Source organism: Streptomyces sp. NPDC002835, assembly GCF_053591995.1.
Window position 1 is genome coordinate 18,480 of the sequence record NZ_JBSFUW010000035.1, and the last position, 26,865, is coordinate 45,344.

Annotated in this window: 29 protein-coding genes and 2 pseudogenes; 20 read left to right on the top strand and 11 right to left on the bottom strand. The window is 71.1% G+C overall.

Features of this window, described 5'->3' with window-relative positions:
* Positions 1–12 precede the first annotated feature (12 nt).
* Both ACWD01_RS29085 and ACWD01_RS29090 read right to left on the bottom strand, forming a co-directional pair.
* Positions 13–150 (bottom strand): annotated as a pseudogene (locus ACWD01_RS29085) (IS5/IS1182 family transposase); the annotation flags it as partial.
* A gap of 223 nt (positions 151–373) precedes the next feature.
* Positions 374–559 (bottom strand): hypothetical protein, encoded by a 186-nt coding sequence (locus ACWD01_RS29090; RefSeq protein WP_210992464.1) that lies wholly within the window; start codon positions 557–559, stop codon positions 374–376.
* Positions 560–878: 319 nt separating this feature from the next.
* On the opposite strand from ACWD01_RS29090, the pseudogene ACWD01_RS29095 reads away from it, so the two are divergent.
* From ACWD01_RS29095 to ACWD01_RS29120, 6 genes and pseudogenes are all read left to right on the top strand, one after another.
* A pseudogene (locus ACWD01_RS29095) lies at positions 879–1,641 on the top strand (IS5 family transposase).
* 102 nt (positions 1,642–1,743) lie between these two features.
* The gene (locus tag ACWD01_RS29100; RefSeq protein WP_451165817.1) at positions 1,744–2,853 is read left to right on the top strand and encodes a hypothetical protein; all 1,110 of its coding nucleotides are present in this window, start codon (positions 1,744–1,746) and stop codon (positions 2,851–2,853) included.
* Between the two features lie 69 nt (positions 2,854–2,922).
* Entirely contained in the window at positions 2,923–3,438 is a 516-nt protein-coding gene (locus ACWD01_RS29105) for an SMI1/KNR4 family protein (RefSeq protein WP_451165819.1), read from the top strand.
* A gap of 123 nt (positions 3,439–3,561) precedes the next feature.
* Positions 3,562–4,029, top strand: a complete 468-nt coding sequence (locus ACWD01_RS29110; protein ID WP_451165821.1) for a hypothetical protein — start codon at positions 3,562–3,564, stop codon at positions 4,027–4,029.
* Between the two features lie 429 nt (positions 4,030–4,458).
* Positions 4,459–4,665 carry an FAD-dependent monooxygenase gene (locus ACWD01_RS29115; RefSeq protein ID WP_451165917.1) on the top strand — a complete coding sequence of 69 codons (207 nt, stop codon included), beginning with the start codon at positions 4,459–4,461 and terminating at the stop codon, positions 4,663–4,665.
* A gap of 74 nt (positions 4,666–4,739) precedes the next feature.
* Complete coding sequence (locus ACWD01_RS29120; protein WP_451165823.1) at positions 4,740–5,612, top strand: NAD(P)H-binding protein; 873 nt, start codon at positions 4,740–4,742, stop codon at positions 5,610–5,612.
* 168 nt (positions 5,613–5,780) lie between these two features.
* On the opposite strand, the gene ACWD01_RS29125 is transcribed toward ACWD01_RS29120, so the two are convergent.
* Together ACWD01_RS29125 and ACWD01_RS29130 are read right to left on the bottom strand one after the other, a co-directional pair.
* Positions 5,781–6,230, bottom strand: a complete 450-nt coding sequence (locus ACWD01_RS29125) for a hypothetical protein (RefSeq protein WP_451165825.1) — start codon at positions 6,228–6,230, stop codon at positions 5,781–5,783.
* Positions 6,231–6,499: 269 nt separating this feature from the next.
* Positions 6,500–6,850, bottom strand: coding sequence for a hypothetical protein (locus ACWD01_RS29130; protein WP_451165827.1), 351 nt, complete (start codon positions 6,848–6,850; stop codon positions 6,500–6,502).
* A 95-nt stretch (positions 6,851–6,945) separates the two neighbouring features.
* On the opposite strand from ACWD01_RS29130, the gene ACWD01_RS29135 reads away from it, so the two are divergent.
* Positions 6,946–7,683 carry a VOC family protein gene (locus ACWD01_RS29135; protein WP_451165828.1) on the top strand — a complete coding sequence of 246 codons (738 nt, stop codon included), beginning with the start codon at positions 6,946–6,948 and terminating at the stop codon, positions 7,681–7,683.
* Positions 7,684–8,341: 658 nt separating this feature from the next.
* Here ACWD01_RS29135 and ACWD01_RS29140 read toward each other — a convergent pair.
* Positions 8,342–8,635 carry a DUF397 domain-containing protein gene (locus tag ACWD01_RS29140; RefSeq protein WP_451165829.1) on the bottom strand — a complete coding sequence of 98 codons (294 nt, stop codon included), beginning with the start codon at positions 8,633–8,635 and terminating at the stop codon, positions 8,342–8,344.
* Entirely contained in the window at positions 8,616–9,470 is an 855-nt protein-coding gene (locus tag ACWD01_RS29145) for a helix-turn-helix domain-containing protein (protein WP_451165831.1), read from the bottom strand. The genes ACWD01_RS29140 and ACWD01_RS29145 overlap by 20 nt, the downstream gene beginning before the upstream one ends.
* A gap of 206 nt (positions 9,471–9,676) precedes the next feature.
* On the opposite strand from ACWD01_RS29145, the gene ACWD01_RS29150 reads away from it, so the two are divergent.
* The 5 genes from ACWD01_RS29150 (at position 9,677) to ACWD01_RS29170 (ending at position 13,222) form a co-directional block, all read left to right on the top strand.
* Positions 9,677–9,904, top strand: a complete 228-nt coding sequence (locus ACWD01_RS29150; protein WP_451165918.1) for a hypothetical protein — start codon at positions 9,677–9,679, stop codon at positions 9,902–9,904.
* Entirely contained in the window at positions 9,901–10,359 is a 459-nt protein-coding gene (locus tag ACWD01_RS29155; protein ID WP_451165833.1) for an ATP-binding protein, read from the top strand. Before ACWD01_RS29150 ends, ACWD01_RS29155 begins: the two co-directional genes overlap by 4 nt.
* Positions 10,360–10,388: 29 nt before the next feature.
* Positions 10,389–11,345, top strand: coding sequence for a hypothetical protein (locus ACWD01_RS29160; RefSeq protein WP_451165835.1), 957 nt, complete (start codon positions 10,389–10,391; stop codon positions 11,343–11,345).
* A gap of 100 nt (positions 11,346–11,445) precedes the next feature.
* Entirely contained in the window at positions 11,446–12,330 is an 885-nt protein-coding gene (locus tag ACWD01_RS29165) for a hypothetical protein (RefSeq protein ID WP_451165837.1), read from the top strand.
* A 1-nt stretch (position 12,331) separates the two neighbouring features.
* Positions 12,332–13,222: a hypothetical protein gene (locus ACWD01_RS29170; RefSeq protein WP_451165839.1), complete on the top strand. Its 891-nt coding sequence runs from the start codon at positions 12,332–12,334 to the stop codon at positions 13,220–13,222.
* 97 nt (positions 13,223–13,319) lie between these two features.
* Here ACWD01_RS29170 and ACWD01_RS29175 read toward each other — a convergent pair whose 3' ends face one another.
* Positions 13,320–13,457, bottom strand: a complete 138-nt coding sequence (locus ACWD01_RS29175) for a hypothetical protein (protein WP_451165840.1) — start codon at positions 13,455–13,457, stop codon at positions 13,320–13,322.
* A 148-nt stretch (positions 13,458–13,605) separates the two neighbouring features.
* Here ACWD01_RS29175 and ACWD01_RS29180 point away from each other — a divergent pair, with 148 nt between their 5' ends.
* Positions 13,606–13,953 (top strand): DoxX family protein, encoded by a 348-nt coding sequence (locus tag ACWD01_RS29180; RefSeq protein WP_451165842.1) that lies wholly within the window; start codon positions 13,606–13,608, stop codon positions 13,951–13,953.
* A 34-nt stretch (positions 13,954–13,987) separates the two neighbouring features.
* Here ACWD01_RS29180 and ACWD01_RS29185 read toward each other — a convergent pair whose 3' ends face one another.
* Positions 13,988–14,491 carry a DUF1877 family protein gene (locus ACWD01_RS29185; RefSeq protein ID WP_451165843.1) on the bottom strand — a complete coding sequence of 168 codons (504 nt, stop codon included), beginning with the start codon at positions 14,489–14,491 and terminating at the stop codon, positions 13,988–13,990.
* A 158-nt stretch (positions 14,492–14,649) separates the two neighbouring features.
* On the opposite strand from ACWD01_RS29185, the gene ACWD01_RS29190 reads away from it, so the two are divergent.
* The 3 genes from ACWD01_RS29190 to ACWD01_RS29200 all read left to right on the top strand — a co-directional run bounded on the left by ACWD01_RS29190 (position 14,650) and on the right by ACWD01_RS29200 (position 17,798).
* Positions 14,650–15,606: a L,D-transpeptidase family protein gene (locus ACWD01_RS29190; RefSeq protein ID WP_451165845.1), complete on the top strand. Its 957-nt coding sequence runs from the start codon at positions 14,650–14,652 to the stop codon at positions 15,604–15,606.
* Between the two features lie 357 nt (positions 15,607–15,963).
* Positions 15,964–16,695 (top strand): RNA polymerase sigma factor, encoded by a 732-nt coding sequence (locus ACWD01_RS29195; protein WP_451165846.1) that lies wholly within the window; start codon positions 15,964–15,966, stop codon positions 16,693–16,695.
* A complete protein-coding gene (locus tag ACWD01_RS29200; RefSeq protein WP_451165848.1) occupies positions 16,695–17,798 on the top strand; it encodes a hypothetical protein in 1,104 nt (367 codons plus the stop codon). Before ACWD01_RS29195 ends, ACWD01_RS29200 begins: the two co-directional genes overlap by 1 nt.
* A gap of 199 nt (positions 17,799–17,997) precedes the next feature.
* On the opposite strand, the gene ACWD01_RS29205 is transcribed toward ACWD01_RS29200, so the two are convergent.
* Positions 17,998–18,900 (bottom strand): L,D-transpeptidase family protein, encoded by a 903-nt coding sequence (locus ACWD01_RS29205; RefSeq protein ID WP_451165850.1) that lies wholly within the window; start codon positions 18,898–18,900, stop codon positions 17,998–18,000.
* Between the two features lie 254 nt (positions 18,901–19,154).
* Between ACWD01_RS29205 and ACWD01_RS29210 the strand changes: the two genes are divergently transcribed.
* Both ACWD01_RS29210 and leuE read left to right on the top strand, forming a co-directional pair.
* Complete coding sequence (locus ACWD01_RS29210; RefSeq protein ID WP_451165851.1) at positions 19,155–20,735, top strand: acyl-CoA mutase large subunit family protein; 1,581 nt, start codon at positions 19,155–19,157, stop codon at positions 20,733–20,735.
* Between the two features lie 59 nt (positions 20,736–20,794).
* Positions 20,795–21,448, top strand: coding sequence for a leucine efflux protein LeuE (gene leuE, locus ACWD01_RS29215; protein WP_451165853.1), 654 nt, complete (start codon positions 20,795–20,797; stop codon positions 21,446–21,448).
* A gap of 260 nt (positions 21,449–21,708) precedes the next feature.
* Here leuE and ACWD01_RS29220 read toward each other — a convergent pair whose 3' ends face one another.
* Complete coding sequence (locus ACWD01_RS29220) at positions 21,709–23,046, bottom strand: polysialyltransferase family glycosyltransferase (protein ID WP_451165855.1); 1,338 nt, start codon at positions 23,044–23,046, stop codon at positions 21,709–21,711.
* Positions 23,046–24,029, bottom strand: a complete 984-nt coding sequence (locus tag ACWD01_RS29225) for a glycosyltransferase family 2 protein (RefSeq protein WP_451165857.1) — start codon at positions 24,027–24,029, stop codon at positions 23,046–23,048. The genes ACWD01_RS29220 and ACWD01_RS29225 overlap by 1 nt, the downstream gene beginning before the upstream one ends.
* Before the next feature lie 186 nt (positions 24,030–24,215).
* Between ACWD01_RS29225 and ACWD01_RS29230 the strand changes: the two genes are divergently transcribed.
* Together ACWD01_RS29230 and ACWD01_RS29235 are read left to right on the top strand one after the other, a co-directional pair.
* Positions 24,216–25,532, top strand: coding sequence for a DUF6716 putative glycosyltransferase (locus ACWD01_RS29230; RefSeq protein ID WP_451165859.1), 1,317 nt, complete (start codon positions 24,216–24,218; stop codon positions 25,530–25,532).
* A 47-nt stretch (positions 25,533–25,579) separates the two neighbouring features.
* Positions 25,580–26,863 (top strand): cytidylyltransferase domain-containing protein, encoded by a 1,284-nt coding sequence (locus ACWD01_RS29235; protein WP_451165860.1) that lies wholly within the window; start codon positions 25,580–25,582, stop codon positions 26,861–26,863.
* Positions 26,864–26,865: the final 2 nt, after the last annotated feature.

Here is a 26,865-nt window from a genome sequence, read left to right on the forward strand (position 1 = left end):
CCTTTTCCATCCTCAGCTTGAGCTGGCCAGATGGAGGGTGAGGACTGCTTGGACGAGGCTGGTGATTCGGGTCGTCGAGCAGCGGAGCCTGCGGAGGATCCGCCAGGACTTGAGGGTGGCGATGCGTTCGACCAGGGCCCGGACCTCCGCTAATCCCGTTCGTCGTCCGGCACACCTCGCGCCTGCCTCTCCCTCCCATGAAATGCCGTCCGACATGGGAGGCGGCGGTCAGCCATGGACGCGATCAGTTGAGCAGGAAGGTTGCAGACCGGCTCTCGACGGCACCCGGATGAGCCGGGCGGACGGACCTGCCGTTGCCCCGCGAGCAGGGCGCCGTAGTAGAAGCTGTGTGCCCTGCGAGGCGCCAGGCCAATCACCTGCCTTTTTTGTTGAACCATCCGAGCGACTGGACGACGGACGCGCCGATAACGAGGATGCCGAGAGGAACGACCGTGAACCAGGTGGCATCGGCTTTCATGGCCGCGAGCAGGGCGATGGCGCCGAGGGCCAGCGCCAGGAGCACGAGCATGCCCAGAAGGACTCGAATCTTGGAAACCAACGGAGGACTCTCCAATGTTCAGGCGGGCTCTATTGACCAGACAGCGTTCGCTACCCGTTGGACAGCTGGCGACGGTTGCCCAGTAGGGAGTCAGCAAGGCCGGCGTGACACCACGGCTCCGTCAGGAAGCTCATGGAGTGATTCTCCCAACGCTGCCTTCCCGAGGCGTCAGTAGAAATACGTAATCGAAGACGTAGGTCACCGGTCGGACCTGGGCGGCCAATCTCACCTGTTGGATGGCCAGTTGGCCTGACGGACGGGTGAAGCCCCTGGTAGATAGGTTTTCGACCAAGAGAACCGTCTCCATCAGAGGCTTCGTATGCTTGTCTACCCGTCCGGCGTCGACGTTTCCAGCTCTGCCCTGCGCTTCCTCACGGCCCGCCTGAGAGAACACCGTCGTGTTCTCGGCACCCGATGGCGGCGCCTGAGCGCGGGTCGCCAGGCCCACTCACCCTCGTCCACCTCCGCAACGGCCAGCCGTATGCCCAGCTCGCGGCTGGTTTCGGGATCGGCACCACCACCGTCTACCGCTACGTCACCGAGGCCGTCGGCTCCTGGCTGCCCTCGCCCCCATGCTCGCCGAAGCCATGCGGGCCGCGTCGATGAAGGCGTATTTGATCCTGGACGGGACGCTTCTGCCGATCGACCGGATCGCCGCCTACCGTCCCTTCTACTCGGGCAAACACAAGAAGCACGGCATGAACGTGCAGGTCATAGCCGACCCAAAGGGGCGTCTGCTGTGGGCTTCACCGGCCCTGGCCGGTGCCGTCCATGACATCCGGGCGGCCCGCGAGCACGGCATCATCGACGCTCTCGCCGAGGCCGGCATCACCTGCTGGGCGGACAAGGGCTACCAAGGCGCAGGCGGCACGGTCCGCCTCCCCTACCGCGGCCGGTGGGACCGCCTCTCCGTCGGTCAGCAGGCCGTCAACCGATCCCACGCAAAGGTCCGGGCCCTGGTCGAACAGGCCATCGCCACCCTCAAGTCCTGGCGGATCCTCCGCAGGCTCCGCTGCTCGACGACCCGAATCACCAGCCTCGTCCAAGCAGTCCTCCCCCTCCATCTGGCCAGCTCAAGCTGAGGATGGAAAAGGCTCAGTGGCCGCGGCCCTCGTGCTGGCGCCGCGTACCGTGGCGCGACGTCCGGGCCCGGCGCCGGCGGGGGCCGTTCGGTTCCGCCGGGTGTGCTGCTGGCACTGGTGACCGGGCTGGTCTACGTGAACCAGGTGCTGTTCACCGTGTACGTGCTCCAGGTCCAGGACGGCGACGCGTCGTTCGTCGCACGGTATCTCCCGGTCGGCTGGTTCGACCTGGCGACGGCGAACCCGGCTCTGCGCGGCCTGGCGGAGGTCTTCCCCTCGCCCGAGTTCCTCGCGCCGAGTGTGCTGCGGGTCCAGGCGTTCCTGGAACTCCCCTTTGTGCTCCTGGCGTTCGCGACGGTGGTGCGATGGCTGGACGCGGACCTGTACCGGCGGATCGCGCGTTCCGCGCTGCTGCCGTCGGCGGCCGCGTCGTACACGGTCGTGTTCTGCCTGGTCGAATGGGACCTGCGTAACCCGTACACCGTCGACGACATCGTGATCCGCACGGCCTCGGCGGTACTCACACGGTGGCTGCTCGCTCGGGTCGCGGCGCGTGACACGGGGACGACCCGGGTGGCGGCCTCGGTACCCGGGCTGCTGGTCTTCATCGGCTCGCTCGGGGCGCTGGGCGGCCTGGTGCTCGTCGTGTACGACACCGCGCTGCTCTACAACCTGGGCCGGCTCGACGACCGCCTGCCGCTCGCCCTTGCGGCGGCGGGCGTCCTGGTCTGCCTGCGGACGGCCGCGTCCCGCCTGCCGACCCGGTCCGGGCCGGTGGCGCCGGCGCTGTCGTCCGTGGTGCATGCACTGCGTCGCTGGCTGACCCTGTTCTTCGTCCCGGCCCTGGCGGTGCGCTACGGGCTGCTGTTCGGCACGCCGCGACTCGGCTTGGCGGCAGGCGGCTTGAGCGCCTTGGTCGTGTGCGCGCAGGCGTGGCGCGACGTGTCGGCCGAGACGTTCCGGCCCGGCCCGCGGGCGGCCCTCCGACTGGCCGGCGTACTGTGCTGCGCGGTCCTCGCCGGAACCGCCGGCGCGGCCCTCGCCCTCCGGGCGATCCCTCGGTCGTACGAGGAGGTCGCCCTGCTGTCGGCCGTGGCGGGGTTCCTGGTGACGAGTGTCGTGGCCTGCGGACTCCTCGACACCTTGCTGGCGCGCAGCAGTTGCGCAACCCCCGCGACGGAACGTTCTTCCACGTGCGTATCACGGCGGTAGCGGAACACGCGGCCCCCAGGCCATTGTTGATCACCCGGCCGGTCGCGGTACGCACCCCAGGAGAGATGCATGGCCAACCTCGAGGACATCAAGGCGCTGCTCGGTGAGCCGGGGCCCGGGATGGCCCACCCGGAGTCCTGGTCCAGGCTGGAGGACGAATTGGGCGTCGAGTTCCCCCGTGACTTTCGGGAGTTCTGCGACGCCTATGGTCCTCTGCAGATCAACCAACAGGTCTACACCGCTCATCCGGGCGCGGCGAAGGCGAACCTCGGGCGGCTGATCAGGTCCGACCTCGAGGCGTGGTCGCACGCGCCCGCCGATGTGGTGAGCCGGGCAACCGGCACGGGTCCCGGGGAAGCCTTTCCCTGGGGGACCGCCGCATCGGGGCAGACCATGTTCTTCCGGGTTCCCGAGAAGGCGACCGAGCCGTGGTCCGTCCTCGTCTACTCCAGCGACGACGGGGAGTTCGACGAGTTCGCGATGTCGTTCAGCGAGTGGATGGTGGCGTATCTGCGAGGGGAGGAGGTAGGCGTCTGCTCACGCTGCTTCGCTCCCGACGCCCCCTTCTTCCAGCCCGTAGTCTGACCCGCGTCCGCCGCGTCGCGCCGCCGTTCGCCCCGGTGGACGTGCTGCGTTGCTCGTGCGCGGCAGCGGGACAGCGGGGCGCGCGCAAGGGAGCGCTGTTGTCGAGCGAAGAATCGAGGGGCAGTGGACATCGTCAAGAGGTCGGACATACCCGGGCTGCTTCTCGAGATCGTGCCGGAATCCCGGGCGCCGATGGAGAACCAGTTGGGCATTCCGGTCGGCAAGGCACTCCCGGGAGAGCCGCCTTTCTACGACCTCTACGACTTCTTGAGAGAGGTCCTTTGGTGCGGCGTGATGTTTCCCGGGCTGCGGCAGAAGGTGCCGGACCAGGATCTCCTACGGCGCTGCTTCCTGTTCGTGGAGTTGTTGATCACCAGTCCGGTTCAATCGATCAGCGACGCCGGATACTTTCAGGCCGTCGAGCCGTTGTTCAGCGGCGAGGGTCTCATCGTTGCTGCGTTTCCCCTGATGGGCCCGAAAACGCTGGACGTTGCCCGGGAGACCCTGGATCCTGACTGGATCTCCGCCTCCGCCCGTGAGGAGCTTGCGGGCTTCCTGCGCCGGCCGGCGCGAGACACTCAGGAGACGTGAGACGTTGTCGACAGGGCGTATCTGCATCGACTGGCGTCTGGTGTGTTTCGCCGCCATGTTCGCCGTGGCGGCGCCGGGGCAGGCGGTCGTGGCCGATGTCCCGGTCGTGGTGCGGACCATGTTCGCCGTCGTCGGCATGGCCCGTGCCCGTACCTGTCCTGGCAAACACCGAAGTACAGCGGTGACCGACGGTCTCGCCCGGACGATCGGACCTCTCGTCAGCGCGAACGCCCCTGCCGCGACTCACGTAAGGCGCCTGGCCAGGCCGTTTAGGGCGAAATGATCTCATTGTAAAGAACCGTCCGGCCGGTGTATTTTTCCTTCCGCGTAAATGAGCGAGCTGGACGGTGCCTGACCGAGCGCAGGCCGTCCAAGGGGGGAATCGCCGTGCAGGCGCAGGAGCACGAACAGGTGCGGCCACAGGTGGTGGTGGCCGGGGGCGGGCCGGTGGGGATGTTCCTCGCCTCCGAGCCGGCGGGGTACGGGGTGCGCACCCTGGTCGTCGAAGCGGAGAACGCCGTGTCGGAGTGGCCCAGGGCGCCGCTCGCCGCTCGGCAGTCAGGGCCCGCGGTTCGGTGGAGATCGTCTCGCTCCTTGGACGGGAAGCGGAAGTACAGGGCTCTTTGCGGCCGGTGACGCCGGGTGCGGCCCTCGTCCTGGCGGATTCGCTATCTGTGCACGAAACGCTCACGGTGAGAAGGGGACGTCACATGATTCTGGTGACCGGTGCCACGGGGACGGTGGGGCGGGAGGTCGTCCGGGGAATTCCCGGAGGTCAGCGCGTACGGATCATGACCCGCGATCCCGCGCGGGTGACGGGTGCGGACCGGACGGCCGCGGGCGGTACGGCGGAGGTGGTCGCCGGGGACTACCGCGATCCCGGCTCCCTGGAGCGTGCGTTGGCGGGGGTGCGGACGGCGTTCCTCGTCACGACGCGCGTCGGCGGTGACGACGACGCCCGGTTCCTGCGCGCGGCAGGCGCGGTCGGCGTACGGCGCGTGGTGAAGGTCTCCGCGGCGGCCGTGCTCGATCCGGACGCCGACGACGCCATCACCCGGTGGCAACGCGCCGCCGAGGAGCAGCTGCGATCGTCGGGTGTGGGGTGGACGCTGCTCCGGCCGCGCTCGTTCATGTCCAACGCCTTGTCCTGGGCGGGATCCGTCCGCTCCGAACGGGTCGTACGGACGCTGTACGGGACGTCGGCCAACGCGTGCGTGGACCCTCGGGACATCGCGGAGGTCGCCGTGCGGGCCCTGACCGAGGACCGGCACGCGGGAAGGGTGTACACCTTGACCGGGCCGGAGGCGATCAGCGCGGTCGAGCAGACCGAGCTGCTCGGCGAGACGTTGGGAATTCCGCTCCGCCTGGAGGAACTGACTCGGGATCAGGCGCGCGCGGAGTGGGGTCGGCGCTATCCGGATGAGGTCGTCGAGGCGCTGCTGCGGAGTGCGGACCGGCAGCGTGCGGGGGCCAAGGCCCAGGTCGAGGAGACGGTTCGGGCGGTGACGGGGCGGCCGGCGGGGAGCTTCGGGGCGTGGGCGCGGGACCATCGGGCGGCGTTCGGGCCGGTCGTGTCCGCGTAGGGGGCGGGTGCGCACGCCCGCGCGCACGCGGGTTGGTTTCGCCGCCATGTTCGCCGTGGCGGCGCCAGGCGTTCCCGGCCGGTGGCCGGCGATCCTGCCCCTGGCTGACGGGTACGGCGAGGCCCGGCCGCATTCGGATGCGGCCGGGCCGGGGGGAACGGTGGCTGGTCAGGCTTCGGGGCAGAGGGTCTTGCGCAGCCCGATGTTGAGGTGACGTGCGTCGTCCTCGGTCGGCATGACGCCGTCGTAGGAGAACAGTTCCATTGCGCTGCTGACCGTGTCCGGGACACCGCCGTCGAGGTTCACACACTGGTGGCGCGCCTTTTCGATGGCCTTGTCCTCGTCCTGGACGAGCTTGGGGTTGACGTCTCTGATGGCCGCGATGACCGCGGTTCTCTTGTCGCCGGTGGGTGCGGGCGGGGCGACCTTCTCGGCCTCGGAGGAGTCACCGCCGGCCTCGGTGGCCGGAGCCGTCGGTTCGCTGCTCGTGGCCGCAGGCGCGCTGCTCTTGGCGGCGTCGGCCTTGCTGTCGGCGTCCTTGTCGCTGCCGCTGCTGCAGCCGACGAGGCTGACGGCGAGTGCGGCGGCGACGGCCGCGGTGGTGATACGGATACGCATGATTCCCCCCTGGATGTTGTACGTCTGTGAGACATCATGCGTAGGCGAGGTACTGGGGAACAGGGCGGTCACACGCCTGTGACATGACAAAGCCACGGCCGGGACGTCGCCCCGGCCCTCGCGGCACAAGATCGCCACAAACCGGACATCCGGACGTCCAGAGGGAGAACGCCTCGACCCCGGTGCCCACAGTCGCGGCGGCCCGGCGCCGACGGCGGCTTCTGGTGCCGCATCAGGCGACGTTCGCCCTGTGACGCCCGCTGGTTCCGCTACCGACGGGCGGTCTCCTGTACGCCGAGCAGCAACCCGCCCTCCATTACGGCAGTCACCACCCGCACGTCAACGACGGAGCCGTCCACGATGTGGCGCTCCAGGAACCGGTGCACCTGGGGGGTGATGCTGGTGACTTCCTCGATCTCGATCGACAAGCCAGGCCGGCTGCCGCCCGCACCACGCAGGGATTCTCGCAGCGTCTCAAGGCCGAGAATCGCTCCATCTGTCGTCACAAGCGCGAAGGACTCGTGGTGTGCGCCCAGGAACGCGTCGAGGCTTTCGGCCTCTCCGTCCCTCAGCCACGCAGCCAACTGGTCATGGTGGCCGGCCAGGAAGTTTCCGTTCATCCTCCGACTGTGGCAGTTGATGCCTGCCGACCGACGGCTGGGAGGCGATATCGAACCAGGGCGAACGATGTCTGATGCGTCACTACGATCTACGCATGGCAACGAGACTCGTGCAGATCAACATGAAGGCCCAGGACGACTCCGTGCTCGGTCGGTTCTGGGCGGAGGCCCTCGGCTGGGGTGTCGACAGCGAGGCGCCCAGTGTCACCAACCTCGAGCCCGTGGGCTTCGCCTACCCCGACCCCGTGGCCGTCTGCATCGACATCGTCGCCCGCCCGGAACCGAAAGAGGTGAAGAACCGGGTGCACCTTGACCTGGCCACCACCTCGACCGCCCATCAGAAGGAGCTGGTCGCGCGCCTGACGGATCTCGGTGCGACGCTCGCCGACGTGGGGCAGGGCGATGTCCCCTGGACGGTCATGGCCGACCCGGAGGGCAACGAGTTCTGCGTCCTGGAGCCCCGTCCGGTCTACCAGGACACCGGGCCGATCGCCGCGGTGGTGGTCGACTGCGCCGACCCGCGGGCGATGGCCCGGTTCTGGGACGAGGCGATGGACTGGACGCTGCACGAGGTCGCCGACGACCACGCGACCATGCGCTCCGCCCAGGGCGTCGGCCCGTACCTGGAGTTCGTCCGCACCCCCGACACCAAGAGCGGGTGGAACCGCGTCCACCTCGACGTCGCCCCCTACCCCGGTGACGACCTGGCCGCACAGGAAGCCCGACTGCGCGCCCTGGGCGCCACCGACCCCGGCATCGACCAGTCCGCGATCCCGTGGACGATTCTGGCCGACCCGGAAGGCAACGAGTTCTGCCTCCTCACCCCTCGCTGACATCGAGCCACGGCTCCGGCCGTGCACGGCTCGGGCGCCTGCGCGGACCCGACCCGTCCCGACCGGTTGCGTGACGGGGCAGGTCGGCCAGGGCAGTTGGAGCGTGCCCGTGCAGGGGACGCTGCCCACACCGGGCCCGCGACGAGCGTTGGGCTCCCGTCAACCCGGTACGGGCCCGTGGCTCATCCGCAGTCGCCGGGCGTGCAGCACGCTGCGGGCTCATGAGACCCCGCAACCGCATACTCGCGCCGGCTGCCGCCACCGCCACCGCCACGACCGCGACCACCTCCGCCGACGAGAGCGCGGTGCGGAAGGACGGCATCGGACTCACGTTCCTCGGCCGCTACTCCAGCGGCTCGTTCGACGAGAGCGCCGCGGAGATCACCGCGTACGACGCCGGCAGCCGCCGGTTGTTCACGGTCAACGCCAAGACCGGCACCGTCGACATCCTCGATCTCAGCGACCCGGCCCGGCCCCGCAAGACCGGCGAGCTGGCGACGCGAGGGGCTCAGCTTCATCCCGGCGGCGGACAGCCCGAACGGCAGGCCGCTGCTCGTCGTCGGCCACGAGGTGTCGGGCACGACGGCCGTCTACCAGGTGGGCCAGACCCTGAGACGGGCCCGCCCGGCGTCGAGAAGTACGACGCCGGGCGGCCGCGTCACGCGGTGGCGGCCGCCGGCTTGAGGGACGTGACGAACGACGTCCACGCCGGGGCCGCGACCGTCAGCACCGGGCCGCTCGGAACCTTGGAGTCGCGGACGGGTACGACGCCGGTGTGGGCGTCGCACACCTCGACGCAGTCACCGCCGTCGCCGTTGCTGTACGTGCTCTTGCGCCACGCGGCCGCGCCCGGGAAGGCTTCGGCGACCTCCACGCAGTTTCCGCCCGTGCCGTTGCTGTAGCTGCTCTTGCGCCAGACGGCCGTGCTCAAGTCAATCCCGTTGCTTGCCATTTCGGTCATCCTCAGCAGCTTGCTCGATCAGGGCGAGGGACGCCTCCGGCGGCAGTGCGGCGGCCCTGAGCCGATCGTATGCCTTGCGGTACTGCTTCACGGGGGCCGGATCGTCAATGGTGTCCCCGCTGTACTGGGACTCCAAATAGACCATCGGCGGGGCATCGGGGAAGGTCATGACCTTGGCCATGCCCATCATGAGTGGATGCGCCCCGCAGTTCCACGGAAGGATCTGTGGAACGATCCTGCGGCGTCGCGCCAACGCCGCGATGTGCTCCAGTTGTTCGGCCGCCAGTTCCGGCGGCAGAATCGGCTGACGCAACAGCCACTCAGGCAGGATCGCCCAGTACTCCGGGATCTTGTGGTTGTCGTCGAAGAGGTGGGCCCGTGACATCCGGGCGGTGACCTTCTCCTCCACCTCGTCGTCCGGCGCCAGCGGGTGCGCCGACCGCACCACCGCCCGCGCGTACGCGTCCGTCTGTAGAAGCCCCGGGACCAGGGTCGGGCACCACTCCTCGATGGTCTCCGCGTGCTTCTCCGCCTCCAGCGCGCGCTCGAAGTAACTGGCGTGGCCTCGCCGTTTCGCCCTGCGTACGTCCTCGCAGCGCCGCCCGAAGAAGCCGTCCGTGCCGAGCACACGGTCCACGTGCTCGGCCAGATCCGCGGGCATCCGGCGTGTGCCGCGTTCGATCTCGCTGAGGTGGCTGGGGCCGTAGAAGCTGCCCTCGACCAGTTGCGTGAGCGTCAGCCCGGCCTCCTCCCGTTTCCACCGCAACTCGCTGCCGTAGAAGGTCGGTACGCCCGCCGACCCGTCGATGTCCTTGCGCTGCCCCATCGCCCCACCGTCCTTGGTGCCGTGCTGTGCCGTTACCGCCCGCTTCCCGCCGTTTCCCCGGCCCGTACCAACTCCACGTGGCATACGTGCAGTTCAGGGCCGGGAAGCCGAACCTCTTTCACGCTACGCGGCTCGGCGGCAGGGTGTGAGCAGTTCGTCACACAGCGCACTGGAAGGTGTGAACCCCCATGCAGGACATGCAGGACATGCAGGACCCACAGGGCCCGCAGGACCACCACGGCTCGTCGGCCGACGACTGCGCCGAGGAGCTGCGGGCGGCGCTCGCCGCCCACGGCATCACGCTGCCGTCGCTCGGCGTCGACCTGCCGACCTTCGCCGCCCGCTACCCGACCCGGCCGTTGATCGCGCTGGGCAACTGCAACGTCCTGACCGCGCGGGCCCTGACCGCCGCGCTGCGCAAGGGGGCGGCGTGACGCGACCACCGCTGACGCTGGAGCTGCTCGCGACCCCGGCGGCCGTACCGGAGCTGCGCCGCGCGCTGCGTGACCACGGCGTGGACCTCCAGCTCTGCGCCACCGAACTCGTCACGAACGTGATCCGCCACCTCGGCGAGGGCGTCCCCGTCACCGTCCGCGTGTCCTGCGCCGACGGCCGTACGCGCCTGGAGGTCACCGACCCCGACCCGCGTGCCCTGCCCGTCCTGTGCGAGTCGGCCACCGCCGCCGACGAGTCCGGCCGGGGCCTGGCGCTGCTCGACGCGCTGACCCTGCGCTGGGGCGTGGGCCAGGGCCCGAGTACCAAGACGGTGTGGTGTGAGCTGGCGGCCCGGCCGTCGGAAAGGGACGCCGTCGTGGTCCGGTATCCGGGTGGGGATCAGGTCGGCGCTGTTCGTCACGGGCGACCTCATGACGCGACCGCGGGCGGTTGATGTCGGTGGCGTCCGTTTCAATTCCGGTCATGGACGAACGTGAAGAACTCCGCCTGGAAGAACTCCTTTCGGCGGTCCACCGGCTGGCCGCCCCCGGCACGGGCGACCTGGTGTGCGCGGCACCCGGGCATCCGGCAGGGCACGTATGCCTGGCACCGTCGGCGGAGATCGGCCTGCCCGCGCTCCAGGAGGCGCTCGACGGGCGGTACGGGCAGCCGCGCAACCTCGCCATGGGCGGGTACGCCGACCCGACCGTGACCGGGCGGACCGGGCTCCCGCTTCTGGCGCCGTTCGGCGAGCGGATCGTCGAGATGCGCGGATGGGCTTTCGCGGACCGGTGGATCGGCTGCGGTACGGCGCGCGACGGCGACGGCGACGGCGACGGCGACGGCGTCCGGCTCGTGGCGCTCGTCGCGGAACGGGAGGACCCGGCCGCGGACATGGCGGAGGCGACGTCCTGGGTGGACGGGGTCGTCGCGGTCACGGGATGGGACACGACTCGCGTGCGCGCGGTCGACTGGGTGGCGGTCGAGACCCGGCTCGGGACCGCGCTGCCGAGCGACTACAAGCGGCTCGCCGAGCTCTTCGGGGCGGGCGCCTTCGACGGCTACCTCCAACTCCAGGTACCTGATGCGGTCTCCGAGAGCGAGGACATCGTCCGGCACACGGTCTGGCTCGGCGAGTGGGCCAGGACGCACGGCAGCGAACTGTGGACGCCGTACGAGGTGTATCCGGCGCCGGGCGGGCTGCTGAAGTGGGCGAGCTCCGAGCAGGCGGACGAGTTCTACTGGCTCACCGAGGACCCCGACCCCGACAGGTGGCCCGTCCTCGTGACCGAGGACATCCCCGACTCGTGGGTCCGGTTCGACGGCACGACCGCCGAGTTCGTCCACCGGATGCTCACCGAACGGGAGCACCCTTTCTCGACGGCCCGCTACTTCGACACCCACTGGTTCCAGAGCCATGGGAGCGAGGACCGGCCGTGACACCCCTGAGGGGCGCGTGCCGGGAATGTCCGCCGGGGTGATCACGGGCCGGGCGCTGTTGTACAGTCCGCGCCCCGTCGTGACGTAAGGAAAAGGCCCCATGCGAACTCGCCCCAGACGCACCGCCGTGCTCGTCCTCCCGCTCGCGCTCACGCTGGCCGCGTGCGGCGCGGAGGCGGACGAACCGGCCGGGCCCGCGAGCCCGGCCGCGGCGGCGACGCCCTCCGCGACGCCCGAGCCGACCAAGGCTCCCGAGTCCGCGGAGGACTTCCTCGACCTCGCGCAGAAGGCGATGGCGGAGGAGTCCGCGTGGACCTTCTCCGTGCGGGGCGAGGAGGGCCTGACGCTCCAGGGGCAGCGGAGCGCCGCGACGTACGCGGGCACGGTCCGGCGCGGCACGGGGTCGGTGACGCTGCACTCGCAGGGCGTCAGTACCAGCAGCAAGGGCAAGAAGAAGACGGAGGAGCTCTACGTCATCGGCGACGACGGGTATCTGAAGGAGGGCGACGCGGCCTGGAAGGCCGTGTCCCCGGCCGACCCCGAGATGCGGAACAAGGCCGAGGACCCGATCGGGGTCGTCGACGAGTTCCGGATCTACGCGCAGACGCCGGGCGGCGACGTGAAGGTGACCGAGGCGGAGGCGGACAGCGGCGGCACGGTCGAACTCCGCGTCGTGAGCGGCAAGCAGAAGCTGAGCGCTGTCCAGGACCGGGCGTGGGCGAAGAAGGCCAAGCGCGAGTTCGACTCGACGGCCGTGCAGCTCCGCAAGGCCGGCATCCCGGTGGACGACGCCCAGTTGACGCTCGCCGCCCTGGAAGAGGTGCTGGTCCTGGACGCGAAGACGTACCGGATCAAGAGCCACCGCCTCGAATTCGGCTTCCTGATCCCGTACAACGGCCAGGACATCAGCTTCGAGCAGCAGGTCGGCGAGAAGAACGAGGGCCCGTACACCGGAAGGATCGAACTCCCGGCGGGCGTGCGCTGACATGGAGATCGTCCCCCTCGTCGGCATGTCCGGTGCGGCCTTCGGGCAGCCGCGCCGGTCGGTGCGGGCCGCGCACGGCGAGCCCGACTCCGCGTTCAGGCGGGGCGCGGAAGCAGAGCTGTCGGACATGTACGCCGCCGGCGAGTCGTACGTCTTCTACGAGTACGACGACGCCGACCGGCTGCACGCGATCGAGATCGCCTCGCCCGGCCCCGTCACCCTGCACGGCACAGGGCTCCTCGGGCGGCCAGAGGAGGAGGTCGTCGGCGACCTGCGCGAGGCCGGGCACGAGGTGGTGGCCCTGGAGGAGCCGGGGAGCACTGGATGGTCGCTGCCCGCCCTGGGTGTCACGCTCGGCGGGAGCGCACAGGACGTGGACGGGTTCGAGAGCGTGCGGTGCCGTGGCGTGGCCACGGGACGCGACGTCTTCGAGTTCTTCGAAGGGCCCGAGGGCCTGGCCGGCCGCGCGGAACTGGCGGTGGTCCCGCACAGGAGCATCGGTCCGGTGCGGCTCGGCGCGGCCCGCGGCGACATGCGGCGGCTGCTGGGCCCGGGCATCGGCTCCGTCCCCGAGTTCGGCCCTGCCGGGCAGGACACTTTCTTCTGCGGTGTGGTGCTCGGCTACGACGCGGCAGGGACCGTCGTCCGTATCGCCGTCACGGGGCGGGTGCCGGCGTCCGTGAGCCACGCCGGCGTGCCCCTGCTCGGGCGCCCTCGAAGGGACGTACGGGCACATGCCATGGCGCGAGGCGTGCAGGTGCTCGACCGCGAAGCGGAACTGGTCTTCCCTGATGCGGGAGTCGGCGTCCTGACCGCTCGCGACAGCGACGACCTGGCCACGGCAGCGGTCGTACTACCGGCCCGAGGGCTCGCTGCCACCGGTCGACAGTGAGGCCGCGGTGGGTCCGCGGTGCCGTGGCGGGTCAGCGGTGAGGTCTCGGCGGGCCCGGCTCCCGCCGCGTTGACGCGAGCGGTCGCGGCTCAGCCGTTCAGCCAGTCGCCGTCCAGCGCGGCCCGCAGGCCGTCGAGCGCCTCCTTTGTGCGGGCACGGACATGGAGCCAGTCGCCGCCCGCCGGTCCTCGACGCCCGCCGCCAGCGAACGGACCATGTCGAACTCGTGTGTCATACGGCGACCGTAACGGCCGCCACTGACACCCGAGCCGACCAGGCGGGACATCCGGGGGAACGCTCCGGACGGGGCTGTCACGTTTCCGCGCCGCCGCGGGTCATACGGGGGACGGAGCAAATGACCCCGCCCGATGGGAGCACCTCTCATGTCCACCGCCTACGTCGTCGTCACCCTCATCGCCGCCGCCATGGCCGGCTTCTCCGCCGTCTCGGTCTTCCTGCGCGCGCAGTGGGTCGTGCAGCCGATGGCCGACTACGGGGTGCCCATGTCCTGGCTCCCCTGGCTCGGCACGGCGAAGGCCGCGGGCGCGGCCGGCCTGGTGGTCGGCCTGTTCGTCCCGGTCATCGGCGTCGCGGCCGGCATCGGCCTGGTCCTGTACTTCACCGGGGCCGTGGTCACCGTGATCCGGGCCCGCTGGTACGCCCACATCCCGTTCCCGCTGCTGTACGCGGCCCCGGTCGTCGCGGCCCTGGTCCTGACGGCCACCGACTGAACCCCCTGCCCGGCCGGTTCGCGCCGCCCCCGGCTCAGTACCAGAAAGCCTTCACCACGGCCTGGCCGGACCCGGCGGCGCGTGCGTAGAGGTTCCGTAGGCCGACGTACAACCGGCCGTAGTACTGCCGGATGTCCGCGGCGTCATGGCCGGGCCCCCAGTTGGAGAGCTTCGGGCCGGCGGTCTTCCAGAGCGTGTCGAACGGCACGGCCGTGAGGAAGGCGGCCGCCCTCGCGGTCCCGGCCGGGTCCAGCACGGCGAACGGAGCCTCCTTGCTCGACGGGTCCTGGAAGACGCGGCCGCCGAAGACTGGCAGTTCCCACCCGCCGTCCTGTCCCTCGGGGAGTGCCGAGCCCGCCTCGCAGAGTTCGTTCACCTTGCTGAAGGTCTTCTCGATGGAGTACGCGACGCCCGAGGCGTGCTCGGCTCGCGCGACGTCCCAGTCCCAGGCCGCGTCCATGAAGTCGATCAGCCGGGCATGGTCGAACCCCTCGATCTCGGACGGCCGCACGGCGCGCAGGTGCATATGGAAGCTCACGACCGGAGACCGTAGCGAGCACGACTGACATCGCGTTCACGCTCGCGCCCGGAATGTCCTTCGCCTGGATTTCGGTCACCGGCGCGATGTATAACCGGCCCGCCTCGAAGCGCGGCCCTGTCTCGCCGCGCCGTTCCGACGAGCCCAAGGATCTTCCTGTGCTGCGCTCCTCCCGTAAGTTCCCGTCCGTGCTGGCCGTGGTCGGTGCGATGACGCTCGTGTCGGCCTGTGGAAGCGGCGGTGAGGAACCGGCCGGTGCCGCCGCGGCCGTCTCGCCCGGAGCGGAGGGGGCCGGGGACGCGGCCGGCTCGTCCGCGTCGCCGAGCGCCTCGGCCTCCCCGTCCGCCTCCGCGTCGGCCTCGCCCTCCCCGTCCGCCTCGGCGTCAGCGTCCGCGTCGGCCTCCGCCTCCGCGAAGGCGTCCGGCGGGGCGTCCCCCAAGGCGGCCGCCACCGGCTCGGGGCAGGGCGGCGGCAGCGGCAGCGGGGGCGGCGGCTCCGAGCCGACCAGCGCGCCCGCCGCGCCCGACTTCCCCGTGCCCGTCGAGGTCGGCAACGCCACCCAGATCATCACGGTCAAGGCCAGCGGCTCGTACGCGACCGTCACCGCCTGGCAGAAGGGCTCGGCCGGCTGGAAGGCGCAGTTCTCCTCGAGCGCCGGCCGGGTCGGCTCGAACGGCGTCGTCCCCGGTTCGACGCGCAAGCAGAGCACGTACACCACGCCGTCCGGCACGTACACGATCACCGAGGGCTTCGGCGTGGAGTCCAGCGGCACCGCCGTGCCGTACACGAAGGTCAACGACAGCCACTGGTGGGTCCAGGACCCCGAGTCGAAGTTCTACAACCAGATGCACACCGAGGAGGGCGCGGACTTCCCGCTCACCGAGTCCGGCGAGCGCGGCAGCGAGCACCTGATCAACTACCCGACGCAGTACGCCAAGGCGCTCGTCATCAACTTCAACCGCTGGCCCGCCGTGCCCGGTCGCGGCGCCGGGATCTTCCTGCACGTCAACGGCAGCGGCGCGACCGCCGGCTGCGTCTCCGTGCCGCGCGCGACGATGGAGCGCTTCATGGGCTGGGTCCGGCCCTCCGCGAACCCGCGCATCGCGATCGGCTGACGCTCCGGCGCGCGATTCGGGCCCGGTTCTGCGGAGGCGTACCTCTCAGGAGGTGCGCCTCCGACCGGTGCCCGCGTACGGGGCAGCAGGGCCGCACGGGCCCGGACATGAAGGACGACCGGGGCCGCCACCCCCCACAGGAGAGGCCCCGGTCGTCGTTCGTACGGGGTCGCAGTGGCACCCCGTACTACCCTCAGCGCCGAGAGTACTGTTTCTGTCACACCCCGCTGGGCCCCGAAGTTGTTGCATGTTGTACTAGGCGTGGACGCGGGACCGTAAGACCACGTAGCGTGCTGCTTCGCGCAGCGTGGCGCGGCAGTGGTGACCAGCTGCGGATCAGAACGACAGGTTGAGGTAGTGCTGGGGGACGACGCGGAGCTGACCGCCGCTGTGCTCGCGGCTCAGGACGGGGACGAGAACGCCTTCCGGACTGTGTACCGCGCCGTGCATCCGCGGCTGATCGGCTATGTGCGCACGCTGGTCGGTGAGGCCGACGCCGAGGACGTCACCTCGGAGGCGTGGCTCCAGATCGCCCGCGATCTCGACCGGTTCAGCGGGGACGCCGACCGGTTCCGCGGCTGGGCCGCCCGGATCGCCCGCAACCGCGCGCTGGACCACATCCGGATGCGCGGCCGCCGGCCGGCCGTCGGCGGTGACGAGACGGAGCTGACCGGCAGGGCCGCCGACTCAGACACGGTCGACGAGGCCATGGAGTCCATCTCCACCAGCAGCACCATGGCGCTCATCGCCCAACTGCCGCAGGATCAGGCGGAGGCCGTCGTGCTGCGGGTCGTGGTCGGCCTCGACGCGAAGAGCGCGGCGCAGACGCTCGGCAAGCGGCCCGGGGCCGTGCGCACCGCGGCGCACCGTGGCTTGAAACGACTGGCGGAACTGCTGGGCGCGGAGGGCGTGATCGCCCTCGACGGAGGCGGCGGAGGCGGCCTCGATTCCGTGGACCGGGCCAGGGAGGGCCCGGCGGAGGCCGCCCCGGAACTAGGCGGACTGCCCTCCCAGCGCGACTCGCGCCCCGGTGCGGCGACACCCGCCGGTGTGACGCAATCACGTCTGCGGACGCAGAAGGACATGTGATGGCCGACGAGCGGTACGAGTGGCTTGACAGGGACGCGGCGGAGCGACTGCTGCGCGGTGTGCCTGTCGATGCCGTGGGCGAACCTGCCCGCACGGACGCCGCTCGGCTCGCCGCCGCCCTGGAGCGCGCGGCGGATCCCGGCTACCGGTACGACGACGGTGAACTGCCCGGCGAGGCGGCCGCGATGGCCGCGTACCGCAAGGCCAGGGCCGACGCGGCGGTGTCCGGCGTCGCCGCCGGTTCCTCGGCCGGCGTCACGGACGTCGCCTCGATCGGGACCGTACGGGTCGCCGGAGCCGCCCGCCCCGCCCGCTCAGGGGCCCTGGGCCGGCTGCGCCGGGGCCCGGGCCTCGCGCGTCCCTTCCGGTTCGGCATCGCGACCGCGCTCGCGGGCTGCGCCATCGGCGGCGTGGCCGTCGCGGCCGGCACCGGCGTCCTCCCCTCCTTCGGCGACGAACGCCCGATGCCCGCGTCCTCCGTGTCCGCCGCGGCGACGCCCGGTCCGGTCACGCCACCGACACAGGGCGGAGCCGGCACCGGCGGGCCCTCGGGTTCCCCTGACGCGACGGGCACACCGCCGGTCGCGCCGCCCGCCCCCGACACCAGTACGAGCCCGCCCCCCGGCGCTACGGGCGGGTCCACCGCCGGTCTGCCCGCCGAGGACGGCGGCACGACGGCGGGCTCCGGTGACTCCGCAGGATCCGCCGGGACCGGCGAGGCGTACCGCAAGACCGTCGAGGCCTGCCGTGACTACCGCAGCGGCCGGATCGCCCCGGACACCAAGCGCCGGCTGGAAGAGGCCGCCAAGGGCCCCGCACGCGTGGAGCGGTTCTGCGACGAGCTGCTGGACGGCGGCTCCGGTGACTCGGGCGGCGTGGGCGGCACCGGCTCCGGAGGCTCGGACGGCCCGGGCGGCACAGGTTCCGGAGGCAGGAACTCGGGCGGCGGTGACGGCGACGGCGGCAGTGACAGCGGCGGCGACGCGGACAGCAACGAACTCCAGCGGTCCCCCGAGAACCCGTCCGTCTCCTGGACCCTCACCCCCGAGCCGACGGCGGCCGTGCCGCAGCCGACCCCGACTCTCTCCGTACAGCCCTCCTGACCTGCTTTTTCGCGGTCCGGGACGCAGGGTGTGACGTTTTTTCGAAGCACGGCGCAGTAGATAGTGAGCCGACTGGTCATCGGCGGCGCAACGAGCCGGGGTTCCCCCCGTACCTACGGCTCAGCGCAAATGGCGCGGGCGGGACACGTTCCCCCGGTCCCGCCCGCGCCCTCTCTCTTCTCCCGGCATCCGCCGCCCGTCACCAGTAGACGACGACCTTGTCGCCGGTCCGGACCTGGTCGAACAGCGCCGCGATCGCGCCCTTGTCCCTGACGTTGACGCAGCCGTGCGAGGCCCCGTTGTAGCCGCGGGCGGCGAAGTCGGACGAGTAGTGCACCGCCTGGCCGCCGCTGAAGAACATCGCGTACGGCATCGGCGTGTCGTAGATCGTCGAGACGTGGTCACGGGACTTCCAGCCCACGTTGAACACGCCCTCGCGGGTCGGGGTGTACTGCGAGCCGAAGCGGACGTCCATCGTCGACAGCACCTTGCCGTCGATCATCCACGACAGCGTGCGCGTGGTCTTGCTGATGCACATCACCCGGCCGTTCATGCAGCGCGGGTCCAGCTTCGCCTTCGGCTTGTTGACGTCCTTGCCGTCCAGCTCGGCGCGCGTCGGCTTCGTCGTCATGCCGAGCAGCCGCTGCCAGGTGACGGTGTCCGTGCTGCCCGTCACGGGCAGGCCGCGCTTGCCCTGGAAGCCCTTGACGGAGGTGGTGGTGATCGGTCCGTACGTGGCGGTCGGCTTGTCGTCGAACCAGCCGATCTGGGCCAGCCGGGCCTGCAGTTCGCGCACCTGCTCGCCCTTGGCGCCCGGGGCCATCAGCACCTTCGGCGCGGGCGCCTGAGTGGACGGCGACGGCGAGGGCGTCTTCGACGGCTCGGCCGACTCCGACTCCGACGCGGACGGCGTCGGTGTCGGCGTCGGTGACTGCGGCGCGGACGGTGTCGGCGGCGCCGAGGACGTCGGCGCCGCGCTCGGCGTGCTGCCGGCGGCCGGCCCGTCCGTGGCGGCCTCCGCCTTGCAGCCGGCCGTCACCGTCGCCACGAGCATCGCGGCCACCGCGGCCGTCGTTCTCGTCCTGGCGTTCTTCCTTGGCATGTCGCCCCCCACGGGTCTGTCGTGTACTGGTGAGACAGATTCCCGTCCGGCCTGGTTGCGCAATCGCGCGCATCATGGGGGTAACAGTTGGGGGACGGGCGTGACACAGGCCGCCTCGGCGGCTGCGGCGACCGGTGTGCGGCGGCCTGTGAGCAAGGTCCCAGCGCGTGGCACTCCATCGGCCGGGCGCCCGCCGATACAGTCCGTCGCAGCAGTTGTTACCTGTCAGTAGGCCCAGCGGGAGGCACAGTCACATGGCGCGCGAGTCCGAGTCGGGACTGCCCATCGAGCCGGTGTACGGACCGGCGGATCTGGAGGGCTGGGACCCGGCGCAGAAGCTGGGCGAGCCCGGTGAGTACCCCTTCACCCGCGGCGTGTACCCGTCGATGTACACCGGCCGGCCCTGGACGATGCGCCAGTACGCCGGCTTCGGCACGGCCGTCGAGTCCAACGCCCGCTACCAGCAGCTCATCGCCAACGGCACGATGGGCCTGTCCGTCGCCTTCGACCTGCCGACCCAGATGGGCCACGACTCCGACGCCCCCATCGCGCACGGCGAGGTCGGCAAGGTCGGCGTCGCCATCGACTCGATCGACGACATGCGGGTGCTGTTCGGCGGGATCCCGCTGGACAAGGTCTCCACGTCCATGACGATCAACGCGCCCGCCGCGCTGCTGCTCCTCCTCTACCAACTCGTCGGTGAGGAGCAGGGCGTACCCGCGGACAAGCTCACCGGCACCATCCAGAACGACGTGCTCAAGGAGTACATCGCCCGCGGCACGTACATCTTCCCGCCCAAGCCGTCGCTGCGGCTGATCGCGGACATCTTCAAGTACTGCAAGGCCGAGATCCCGAAGTGGAACACGATCTCGATCTCCGGCTACCACATGGCGGAGGCCGGAGCCTCGCCCGCGCAGGAGATCGCCTTCACCCTCGCCGACGGCATCGAGTACGTCCGCACCGCCGTCGCCGCCGGGATGGACGTCGACGACTTCGCGCCCCGGCTGTCCTTCTTCTTCGTCTCCCGGACGACCATCCTCGAGGAGGTCGCCAAGTTCCGCGCCGCCCGCCGCATCTGGGCGCGGGTGATGAAGGAGGAGTTCGGCGCGAAGAACCCGAAGTCCCTGATGCTGCGCTTCCACACGCAGACCGCGGGCGTGCAGCTCACCGCCCAGCAGCCCGAGGTCAACCTGGTGCGGGTCGCCGTGCAGGGCCTCGCGGCGGTGCTCGGCGGCACGCAGTCGCTGCACACCAACTCCTTCGACGAGGCCATCGCCCTGCCGACGGACAAGTCCGCCCGCCTGGCGCTGCGCACGCAGCAGGTACTGGCGTACGAGACGGACGTCACCGCGACCGTCGACCCCTTCGCGGGCTCGTACGTCGTGGAGAAGATGACCGACGACGTCGAAGCGGCGGCCCTCGCGCTGATGGAACGCGTCGAGGACCTCGGCGGCGCGGTCAACGCCATCGAGCACGGCTTCCAGAAGAGCGAGATCGAGCGCAGCGCCTACCGCATCGCGCAGGAGACCGACGCGGGCGAGCGCGTCGTCGTCGGTGTCAACCGCTACACGCTCGACACGGAGGAGCCGTACGAGCCGCTGCGCGTCGACCCCGCGATCGAGGCGCAGCAGGCCGAGCGCCTGGCGAAGCTGCGCGCCGAACGCGACCAGGCCGCGGTGGACGCGGCGCTCGCCGAGCTCAAGAAGGCGGCGGAGGGCACGGACAACGTGCTCTACCCGATGAAGGACGCGCTGAAGGCGCGCGCCACGGTCGGCGAGGTGTGCAACGCGCTGCGCGAGGTGTGGGGGATGTACGTCCCGACCGACGCGTTCTGAGTCTGACGCGTTCTGAGACGTATGGGCGGAGTGTCGTACCCGTGTGCGACACTCCGCCCATGCTGGGTGTCATCGATCTGCCGACCTACGTCGCCGGCCTCGTCCTGATCGTTCTGCTGCCGGGTCCGAACTCGCTGTACGTGCTGTCCGTGGCCGCCCGCCGGGGTGTGCGGACGGGCTACCGGGCCGCCGCGGGCGTGTGGTGCGGCGACACCGTCCTCATGGTCCTCTCCGCCGCGGGCGTGGCCTCGCTGCTCCAGGCGAACGCGCTGCTGTTCGGCATCGTGAAGTACGCGGGCGCCGGCTATCTGACCTGGCTGGCGGTCGGGATGCTGCGCGCCGCGTGGGGGATGTGGCGCACGCGGCGGGAGCGGGTGGCGGAGGCGGTCGGAGACGCGGCGGCGTCCTCGGAGGAGCGGCCGTTCCGGCGGGCGTTCGTGATCAGCCTGCTCAACCCGAAGGCGATCCTGTTCTTCATCGCCTTCTTCGTCCAGTTCGTCGACCCGGCGTACGCGTACCCCGCCCTGTCGTTCACGGTCCTCGGCTCCCTGGCCCAGCTCGCGAGCTTCCTGTACCTGACCCTCCTGATCTTCACAGGCACCCACCTGGCGGCCGCGTTCCGCCGCCGCAGGCGGCTGTCGGCGGGCGCGACGTCGGCGGCGGGAGCGCTGTTCCTGGGCTTCGCGGTGAAGCTCTCGCTGAGCGGCACGTAAGGCGCCGGGGTCGGCCGGTCTTGTCGGGGCTCCGCCCTGAGGCCCGCGCCTCAATCGCCGGCGGGGCTTGAACTTGTCGGGTCCGCGCCTCAAACGCCGGCGAGGCGGGGAGTGCCCGGCCGGCGTTCGAGGCCACCACGCGGAGCGCGGTACCGGGCGTCAGGGCGGAGCCCGGCCCGCCGCCCGGAGGGCGGTGCGGGGCCTGCTCCGGTTACGGGAAGGAGCAGGGATGGGGAACAGCCCCGCGCAGCAGCGCACCGTCAGCCGCGGGTCGTCACCCGGCCCAGCGCTCGCTTCAGGCGGCGCCCACGCCGTACTACCCGCCGCGCCACCCGCCCCCGCGGCACCGGGACGCCGCCCGGCAGACCCAGGACCGTCAGGCGGCGGCGCTTGAAGTAGCGCGTGGTGTGGTCGTTCAGGCCGGTGCGGAGGAAGCTTTCGGCAGCCGGACGCAGGTCCGGACGGAGTTGCGCCTGCATCGCGAAGCCCACCGCGGACAGCAGCCCGGCGAGCTCCTCCCCGGCGTCGGCCGACGGCGTGCCGGACTCACCCGCCGCCAGGTCCGGCAGCAGCGCGTCGGCGATCGTCAGCGGCACGCGGTTGCTGTTCTGGTACGGCGTGAGCCGGTCCAGCAGTGGCTCCGTGCCGATCCGGGCGACCGGAATGCCGTAGGAGACCCCCGCCGTGAACAGCGCCGTGGAGAAGCAGCCCACCACCAGCGCCGGGTGCAGCTGCTTGAACAGCACCTCGGCGAGCAGCGGCCGGTCCAGGACGGTCAGTTCGACGCCGAGGGACTCGGCCCGATGCTCCAGGGTCCGCGTCCAGGCGGCCGGCGCCGTGGGATGCGGCTTGAAGACGATGCGGCGGTGACCGAGGCCGGCCGCGCCCACCAGCATGCGGACGTGCAGGTCCTCCTCCTCCGCCGGCGTCAGGATGTCCAGCGCCGCGAGGTACTGGCCCAGCAGCAGTGCCGGGCCCTCGGCGACGTCCCCGCAGGCGTCCGGCACGGCGTCGGAGAGTTCGCCGACGACCTTGACGAAGGCCTCCATCGGCACCAGCTCCGCCTCGACCCCGAACTCGCCCAGCAGCAACGGCTTCAGACCCGGCACCAGGTCCAGGTGCAGCAGCCTCCGCACCCGTTCCCCGACCAGCGGGTCGATCTTGTTGCGGGTGGGGCCGTAGCTCATCAGCCCGTCCGCGTAGACGTCGAGCGCCGCGTCCGGGAAGAGCTGGGCGACCGCCAGCGCGGGGTTGACCTGGATGGACTCGACGGCCAGCTCGATCCGGTCGTCGCCCAGGTCCCACAGCCGGCGCAGATGCCGTTCCCACAGTGGCACGTCGTTGCCGCGAGGGGCCCAGCCGCCGGGGTGGAAGGGGGAGATGGCCTCGTTCCAGGAGAGCAGGCCGTCGAAGCGGTCGCGCAGCCGCTCGAAGCCGGCCATCTCGTTGAGGGCCGGTGTGGTCTCGGGGGTCGCCGCGTTGTTGGAGACGAGCAGCAGCCGGCGGTCGGCGTCGGCGAAGGCGCCGCTGTCGATCGCCGCGGCCAGCGTGGCGGCGCCGAAGAGGGAGGAGGCGAAGAAGATCTGTGTCGTGGCCATCAGGCTGCCGCCTCCGCCGTGAGGGCCGCGGGACGCCGGCGGACCCTGCGCAGCCGTGAGGCGCGTTCGGAGTCCATGGAGTCGAGCGCTTCCTTCACCACGTCCTGCGGCATGCGCCTCAGTGCGGCCGCGCTCATCGCGCGCAATTTCCGTGCCACGGCCGGCTCGTACCTTTCGACGGACCCCAGATGGTGGGAAATGACGGCGCAATAGGTGCGGACCGCCTTCGGCAACAGCCGGTCCGCTTCCGGGTCCTTCGCCGTCTCCTCGATCACCTGGTCGAATGCCTTGATGAAATCGAGCTGTCTGATGTCGCCGATCTGAGTGAGCGACGACGCGATGCCGCGACGGTAGAAAATACCCAAATGGCTGATCACGGCGAAGGAATCCGCCTCGCGGTGCAGCCGCCATATCCACGGCCGGTCCTCCGCGGTGCGCAGCCCGGGCGTGAAATGCAGCAGCCCGCGGTCCACGAGCCGCCGGTGGTACATCCCGGCCCAGGCGTACGGGTAGTCGACCGCGGTGGAGCGGTCGGCGGGCAGGATCGCGTCACGCGGCCGCAGTACCTCGCCGCGCCGGCCGACCGGCGCCCGGTGGACCGAGCGGGACCGGCCGGTGCACTGCACATGGTCGGTGCGGACGAAGTCGCACCCCAAGTCCTCCATGGCGGCCAGCAGATGCGCGAAGTGCCCGGGCGCCAGCCAGTCGTCGCCGTCGAGGAAAGTGAGGTACTCGCCGCTCGCGGCGTCCAGACCGGTGTTGCGGGCCGTGGCCAGACCGCCGTTCCGCTCGTGTCTGATCAGAACCGCGCCCGGGAGCTCACGTTCCGCACGTTGCAGGATCTCTGGCGTCCCGTCGGTCGAACAGTCGTCGACGAGCACGAACTCGAAGTCCTCCCGGGCGTTGGCCCTGAGGCTTCGCAGTGTGTCTGGGGCGTATGTCTGCACGTTGTAGAACGGCACGATGACGGAGAGCTTGACCACCCGCCCGACGTTAGGGGGGACCTCGTCATTTACGTCGACGCTTACAAAGATGTCAGATGAACGCCGGGCGACGAGTCCGTTAACCCATTCGTTTCCCGAGCCCATCTCCGTCCGTAGACCCGCTGTTAACCCATTGTTGCAGTTGAGTTGGGCCGTGCCACGAAATGGCTTCCTAACGTCCTCGACGTGCCAACAAGTACCAGCGAGGCCGTACGGGTCGCCGTACTCGCCGACTCCGACACCCGGTGGAAATGGGGCGCGCTCACCGCGCGCCGCATCGCACCGAGCACCTCCGTAGAGCTGAGCGGCTTCCTGCTGCGCGGCCGGGCCACACCCACGGCCCGTCAGCTCGCGGAAGTCGGCGTGCGCGCCGACGACTTGCGCGAGGTGACGGGGAACGAGTTCCTGCGCGCGATGAAAGAGGGGGCGTACGACGTCGTCGTCCTCGCCCTCGTCGGCGGCGGCGTCCAGGCCATGCTGCACGGGCTGGCCGCCCTCGGCCTCGAGCGCCGGCCCGTCGTCGTCACCGGCTACGTCGGCGTCGTCTACGAGAAGCTGTCCGACGGGCTCCTGCTGCGCCACGGCGCCGACGTCGTCCTCGCCAACTCCCGCCACGACGCGGAGCGTTTCCGCGCCGTGTACGAGGGGGTGGGCGCCGACGCCTCCTGCGTCACCGAGGCCGCGCTGCCCTTCCTCGGCGGCGCCCCGTACCAGGCGAAGGAAGGCCGCGACACCGTCGTCTTCGCCGTCCAGCCGTCCGTGCCCGAGTCCCGCGCCGACCGTACGTACCTGCTGCGCAGGCTCGTCGAGCACGCCCGGCTGCACCCGGACCGGGAAGTGCTGCTGAAGCTCCGCTCCAGGCCGGGCGAGCACACCACCCACCTCGAAGAACTCCCGTACCAGAAGCTCGCGGAGAAGCTGCCCGGCGGACTGCCGCCCAACTTCCGCCTGGTGTACGGGCACATGGGCGAGGTGCTGGACCGCACCGACCTGCTGGTCACCGTGTCGTCCACGGCCGCGCTCGAAGCGCTGCACCGCCGCATTCCGACCGCCGTGCTCACCGACCTCGGCGTGCGCGAGGCCCTCGGCAACCACCACTTCCTCGGCTCCGGCCTGCTCGCCTCCTGGGACCAGCTCGACGGCGGCCACCGCCCCGTCCCCGACGCCCACTGGCTCTCCCGCCAGGGCGTCGCGGCCGACGGTGCGTACGACAGTGCCTTTGACGAGGCCCGCAAGCGGGTGGCCGAACTGCTGCTGGTCCCCGCGCTGCCCGCGCCCGCGCCGTACTACACGCCGACCACCGCGCCCGGCTACCTGCCGGCCCTGCTCGCCCGCCACCACCTCGCCCCGGACGGCACACCGCTGGCCGGCGCCGCGCCGAAGGCCGAGGTCACCGGCGTACGGCGAGTGGTGCGTGACGCCGTACGCGAAGTGGCGCGCGGCGCGTACCGCCACGGCGTGCAGCGCGTCGCGCCCGTGATCCGCCGGATGGGCGAACTGTGACCCCCGGCATCCCCGTTCAGCACAGCCAAGAGCGTCTGGAGCCACCGATGACCGTTCTCGCCGTGATCCCCGCCCGAGGCGGATCCAAGGGCGTCCCGGCCAAGAACCTGGCCGCGGTCGGCGGCGTACCGCTCGTCGCGCGGGCCGTCCGCGCCTGCCTCGACGCCCCGCTCGTCACCCATGTCGCGGTCTCCACCGACGACCCGCAGATCGCGGCCGTCGCCCGCGGCGCCGGAGCCGAGGTCGTCCTGCGGCCCGAGTCCATCGCCGGGGACACCGCCACCAGCGAGTCGGCCGTCCTGCACGCGATGGACACCCACGAGGCCGAGCACGGCACGCCCGTCGACGTCGTCCTCCTCGTCCAGTGCACCAGCCCCTTCATCTCCCGGGAGGACATCGAGGGCGTCGCCCGCGCCGTCGTCCTGGACGGCGCCGACAGCGCCGTGACCGTCGCGCCCTTCCACGGCTTCGTCTGGCGCGAGGCCGACGAGCCGGCGGGCGCCCCGGAGGAGAGCGCGGAGCGCGCCGTCGGCGGGGCCGCCGTCCTCGTCGACACCGCCACGCAGACGGCCACCGGCACCGGCTACGGCGTCAACCACGACGCGTCGTTCCGGCCCCGCCGCCAGGACCGCCCGCAGGACTACCTGGAGACCGGCGCCGCGTACGCCATGTCGGCGCCCGGATTCCGCGAGGCCGGGCACCGGTTCTTCGGCCGCACCGCGCTGGTACGGACCGACCCGGCGCGCGTCCTCGAGGTCGACGACCCGCACGACCTGGCCCGCGCCCGCGCGCTCGCGCCGCTGCTCGACACCACCGTGCTCCCCGGCCGCGCCGACGTCGACGCCGTGGTCCTCGACTTCGACGGGACGCAGACCGACGACCGGGTCCTCATCGACGCCGACGGACGCGAGATCGTCGCCGTCCACCGCGGCGACGGCCTGGGCGTCGCCCACCTGCGCAAGGCCGGCCTGGAACTGCTGATCCTCTCCACCGAGCAGAACCCGGTCGTCGCCGCCCGCGCCCACAAGCTCAGGATCCCCGTCCTCCACGGCATCGACCGCAAGGACCTCGCGCTCAAGCAGTGGTGCGAGGAGCGGGGCCTCGCCCCCGAACGGGTGCTCTACGTCGGCAACGACGTCAACGACCTTCCGTGCTTCCACCTCGTCGGCTGGCCCGTGGCCGTCGCGAGTGCGCACGACTCCGTACGCGCCGCGGCCCGTGCCGTCACCGCCACGCCCGGCGGCGAGGGCGCGGTCCGCGAGATCGCCTCATGGCTCCTCGGCCCGACGCTCAACACCCCTGAATCCACCCCCATGTCCCCCAAGAAGTAAGG

Excerpts from the sequence above, each read along its gene's own strand:
- ACWD01_RS29140 (WP_451165829.1), bottom strand. The coding sequence starts at position 8,635 with ATGGCAAGCAACGGGATTGACTTGAGCACGGCCGTCTGGCGCAAGAGC.
- ACWD01_RS29235 (WP_451165860.1), top strand. The coding sequence starts at position 25,580 with ATGACCGTTCTCGCCGTGATCCCCGCCCGAGGCGGATCCAAGGGCGTC.
- ACWD01_RS29175 (WP_451165840.1), bottom strand. The coding sequence starts at position 13,457 with ATGACACACGAGTTCGACATGGTCCGTTCGCTGGCGGCGGGCGTCGAG.
- ACWD01_RS29105 (WP_451165819.1), top strand. The coding sequence starts at position 2,923 with ATGGCCAACCTCGAGGACATCAAGGCGCTGCTCGGTGAGCCGGGGCCC.
- ACWD01_RS29180 (WP_451165842.1), top strand. The coding sequence starts at position 13,606 with ATGTCCACCGCCTACGTCGTCGTCACCCTCATCGCCGCCGCCATGGCC.
- ACWD01_RS29130 (WP_451165827.1), bottom strand. The coding sequence starts at position 6,850 with ATGAACGGAAACTTCCTGGCCGGCCACCATGACCAGTTGGCTGCGTGG.
- ACWD01_RS29165 (WP_451165837.1), top strand. The coding sequence starts at position 11,446 with ATGCGAACTCGCCCCAGACGCACCGCCGTGCTCGTCCTCCCGCTCGCG.
- ACWD01_RS29205 (WP_451165850.1), bottom strand. The coding sequence starts at position 18,900 with ATGCCAAGGAAGAACGCCAGGACGAGAACGACGGCCGCGGTGGCCGCG.
- ACWD01_RS29150 (WP_451165918.1), top strand. The coding sequence starts at position 9,677 with ATGCAGGACCCACAGGGCCCGCAGGACCACCACGGCTCGTCGGCCGAC.
- leuE (WP_451165853.1), top strand. The coding sequence starts at position 20,795 with ATGCTGGGTGTCATCGATCTGCCGACCTACGTCGCCGGCCTCGTCCTG.
- ACWD01_RS29135 (WP_451165828.1), top strand. The coding sequence starts at position 6,946 with ATGGCAACGAGACTCGTGCAGATCAACATGAAGGCCCAGGACGACTCC.
- ACWD01_RS29170 (WP_451165839.1), top strand. The coding sequence starts at position 12,332 with ATGGAGATCGTCCCCCTCGTCGGCATGTCCGGTGCGGCCTTCGGGCAG.
- ACWD01_RS29210 (WP_451165851.1), top strand. The coding sequence starts at position 19,155 with ATGGCGCGCGAGTCCGAGTCGGGACTGCCCATCGAGCCGGTGTACGGA.
- ACWD01_RS29145 (WP_451165831.1), bottom strand. The coding sequence starts at position 9,470 with ATGGGGCAGCGCAAGGACATCGACGGGTCGGCGGGCGTACCGACCTTC.
- ACWD01_RS29160 (WP_451165835.1), top strand. The coding sequence starts at position 10,389 with ATGGACGAACGTGAAGAACTCCGCCTGGAAGAACTCCTTTCGGCGGTC.
- ACWD01_RS29220 (WP_451165855.1), bottom strand. The coding sequence starts at position 23,046 with ATGGCCACGACACAGATCTTCTTCGCCTCCTCCCTCTTCGGCGCCGCC.
- ACWD01_RS29200 (WP_451165848.1), top strand. The coding sequence starts at position 16,695 with ATGGCCGACGAGCGGTACGAGTGGCTTGACAGGGACGCGGCGGAGCGA.
- ACWD01_RS29120 (WP_451165823.1), top strand. The coding sequence starts at position 4,740 with ATGATTCTGGTGACCGGTGCCACGGGGACGGTGGGGCGGGAGGTCGTC.
- ACWD01_RS29125 (WP_451165825.1), bottom strand. The coding sequence starts at position 6,230 with ATGCGTATCCGTATCACCACCGCGGCCGTCGCCGCCGCACTCGCCGTC.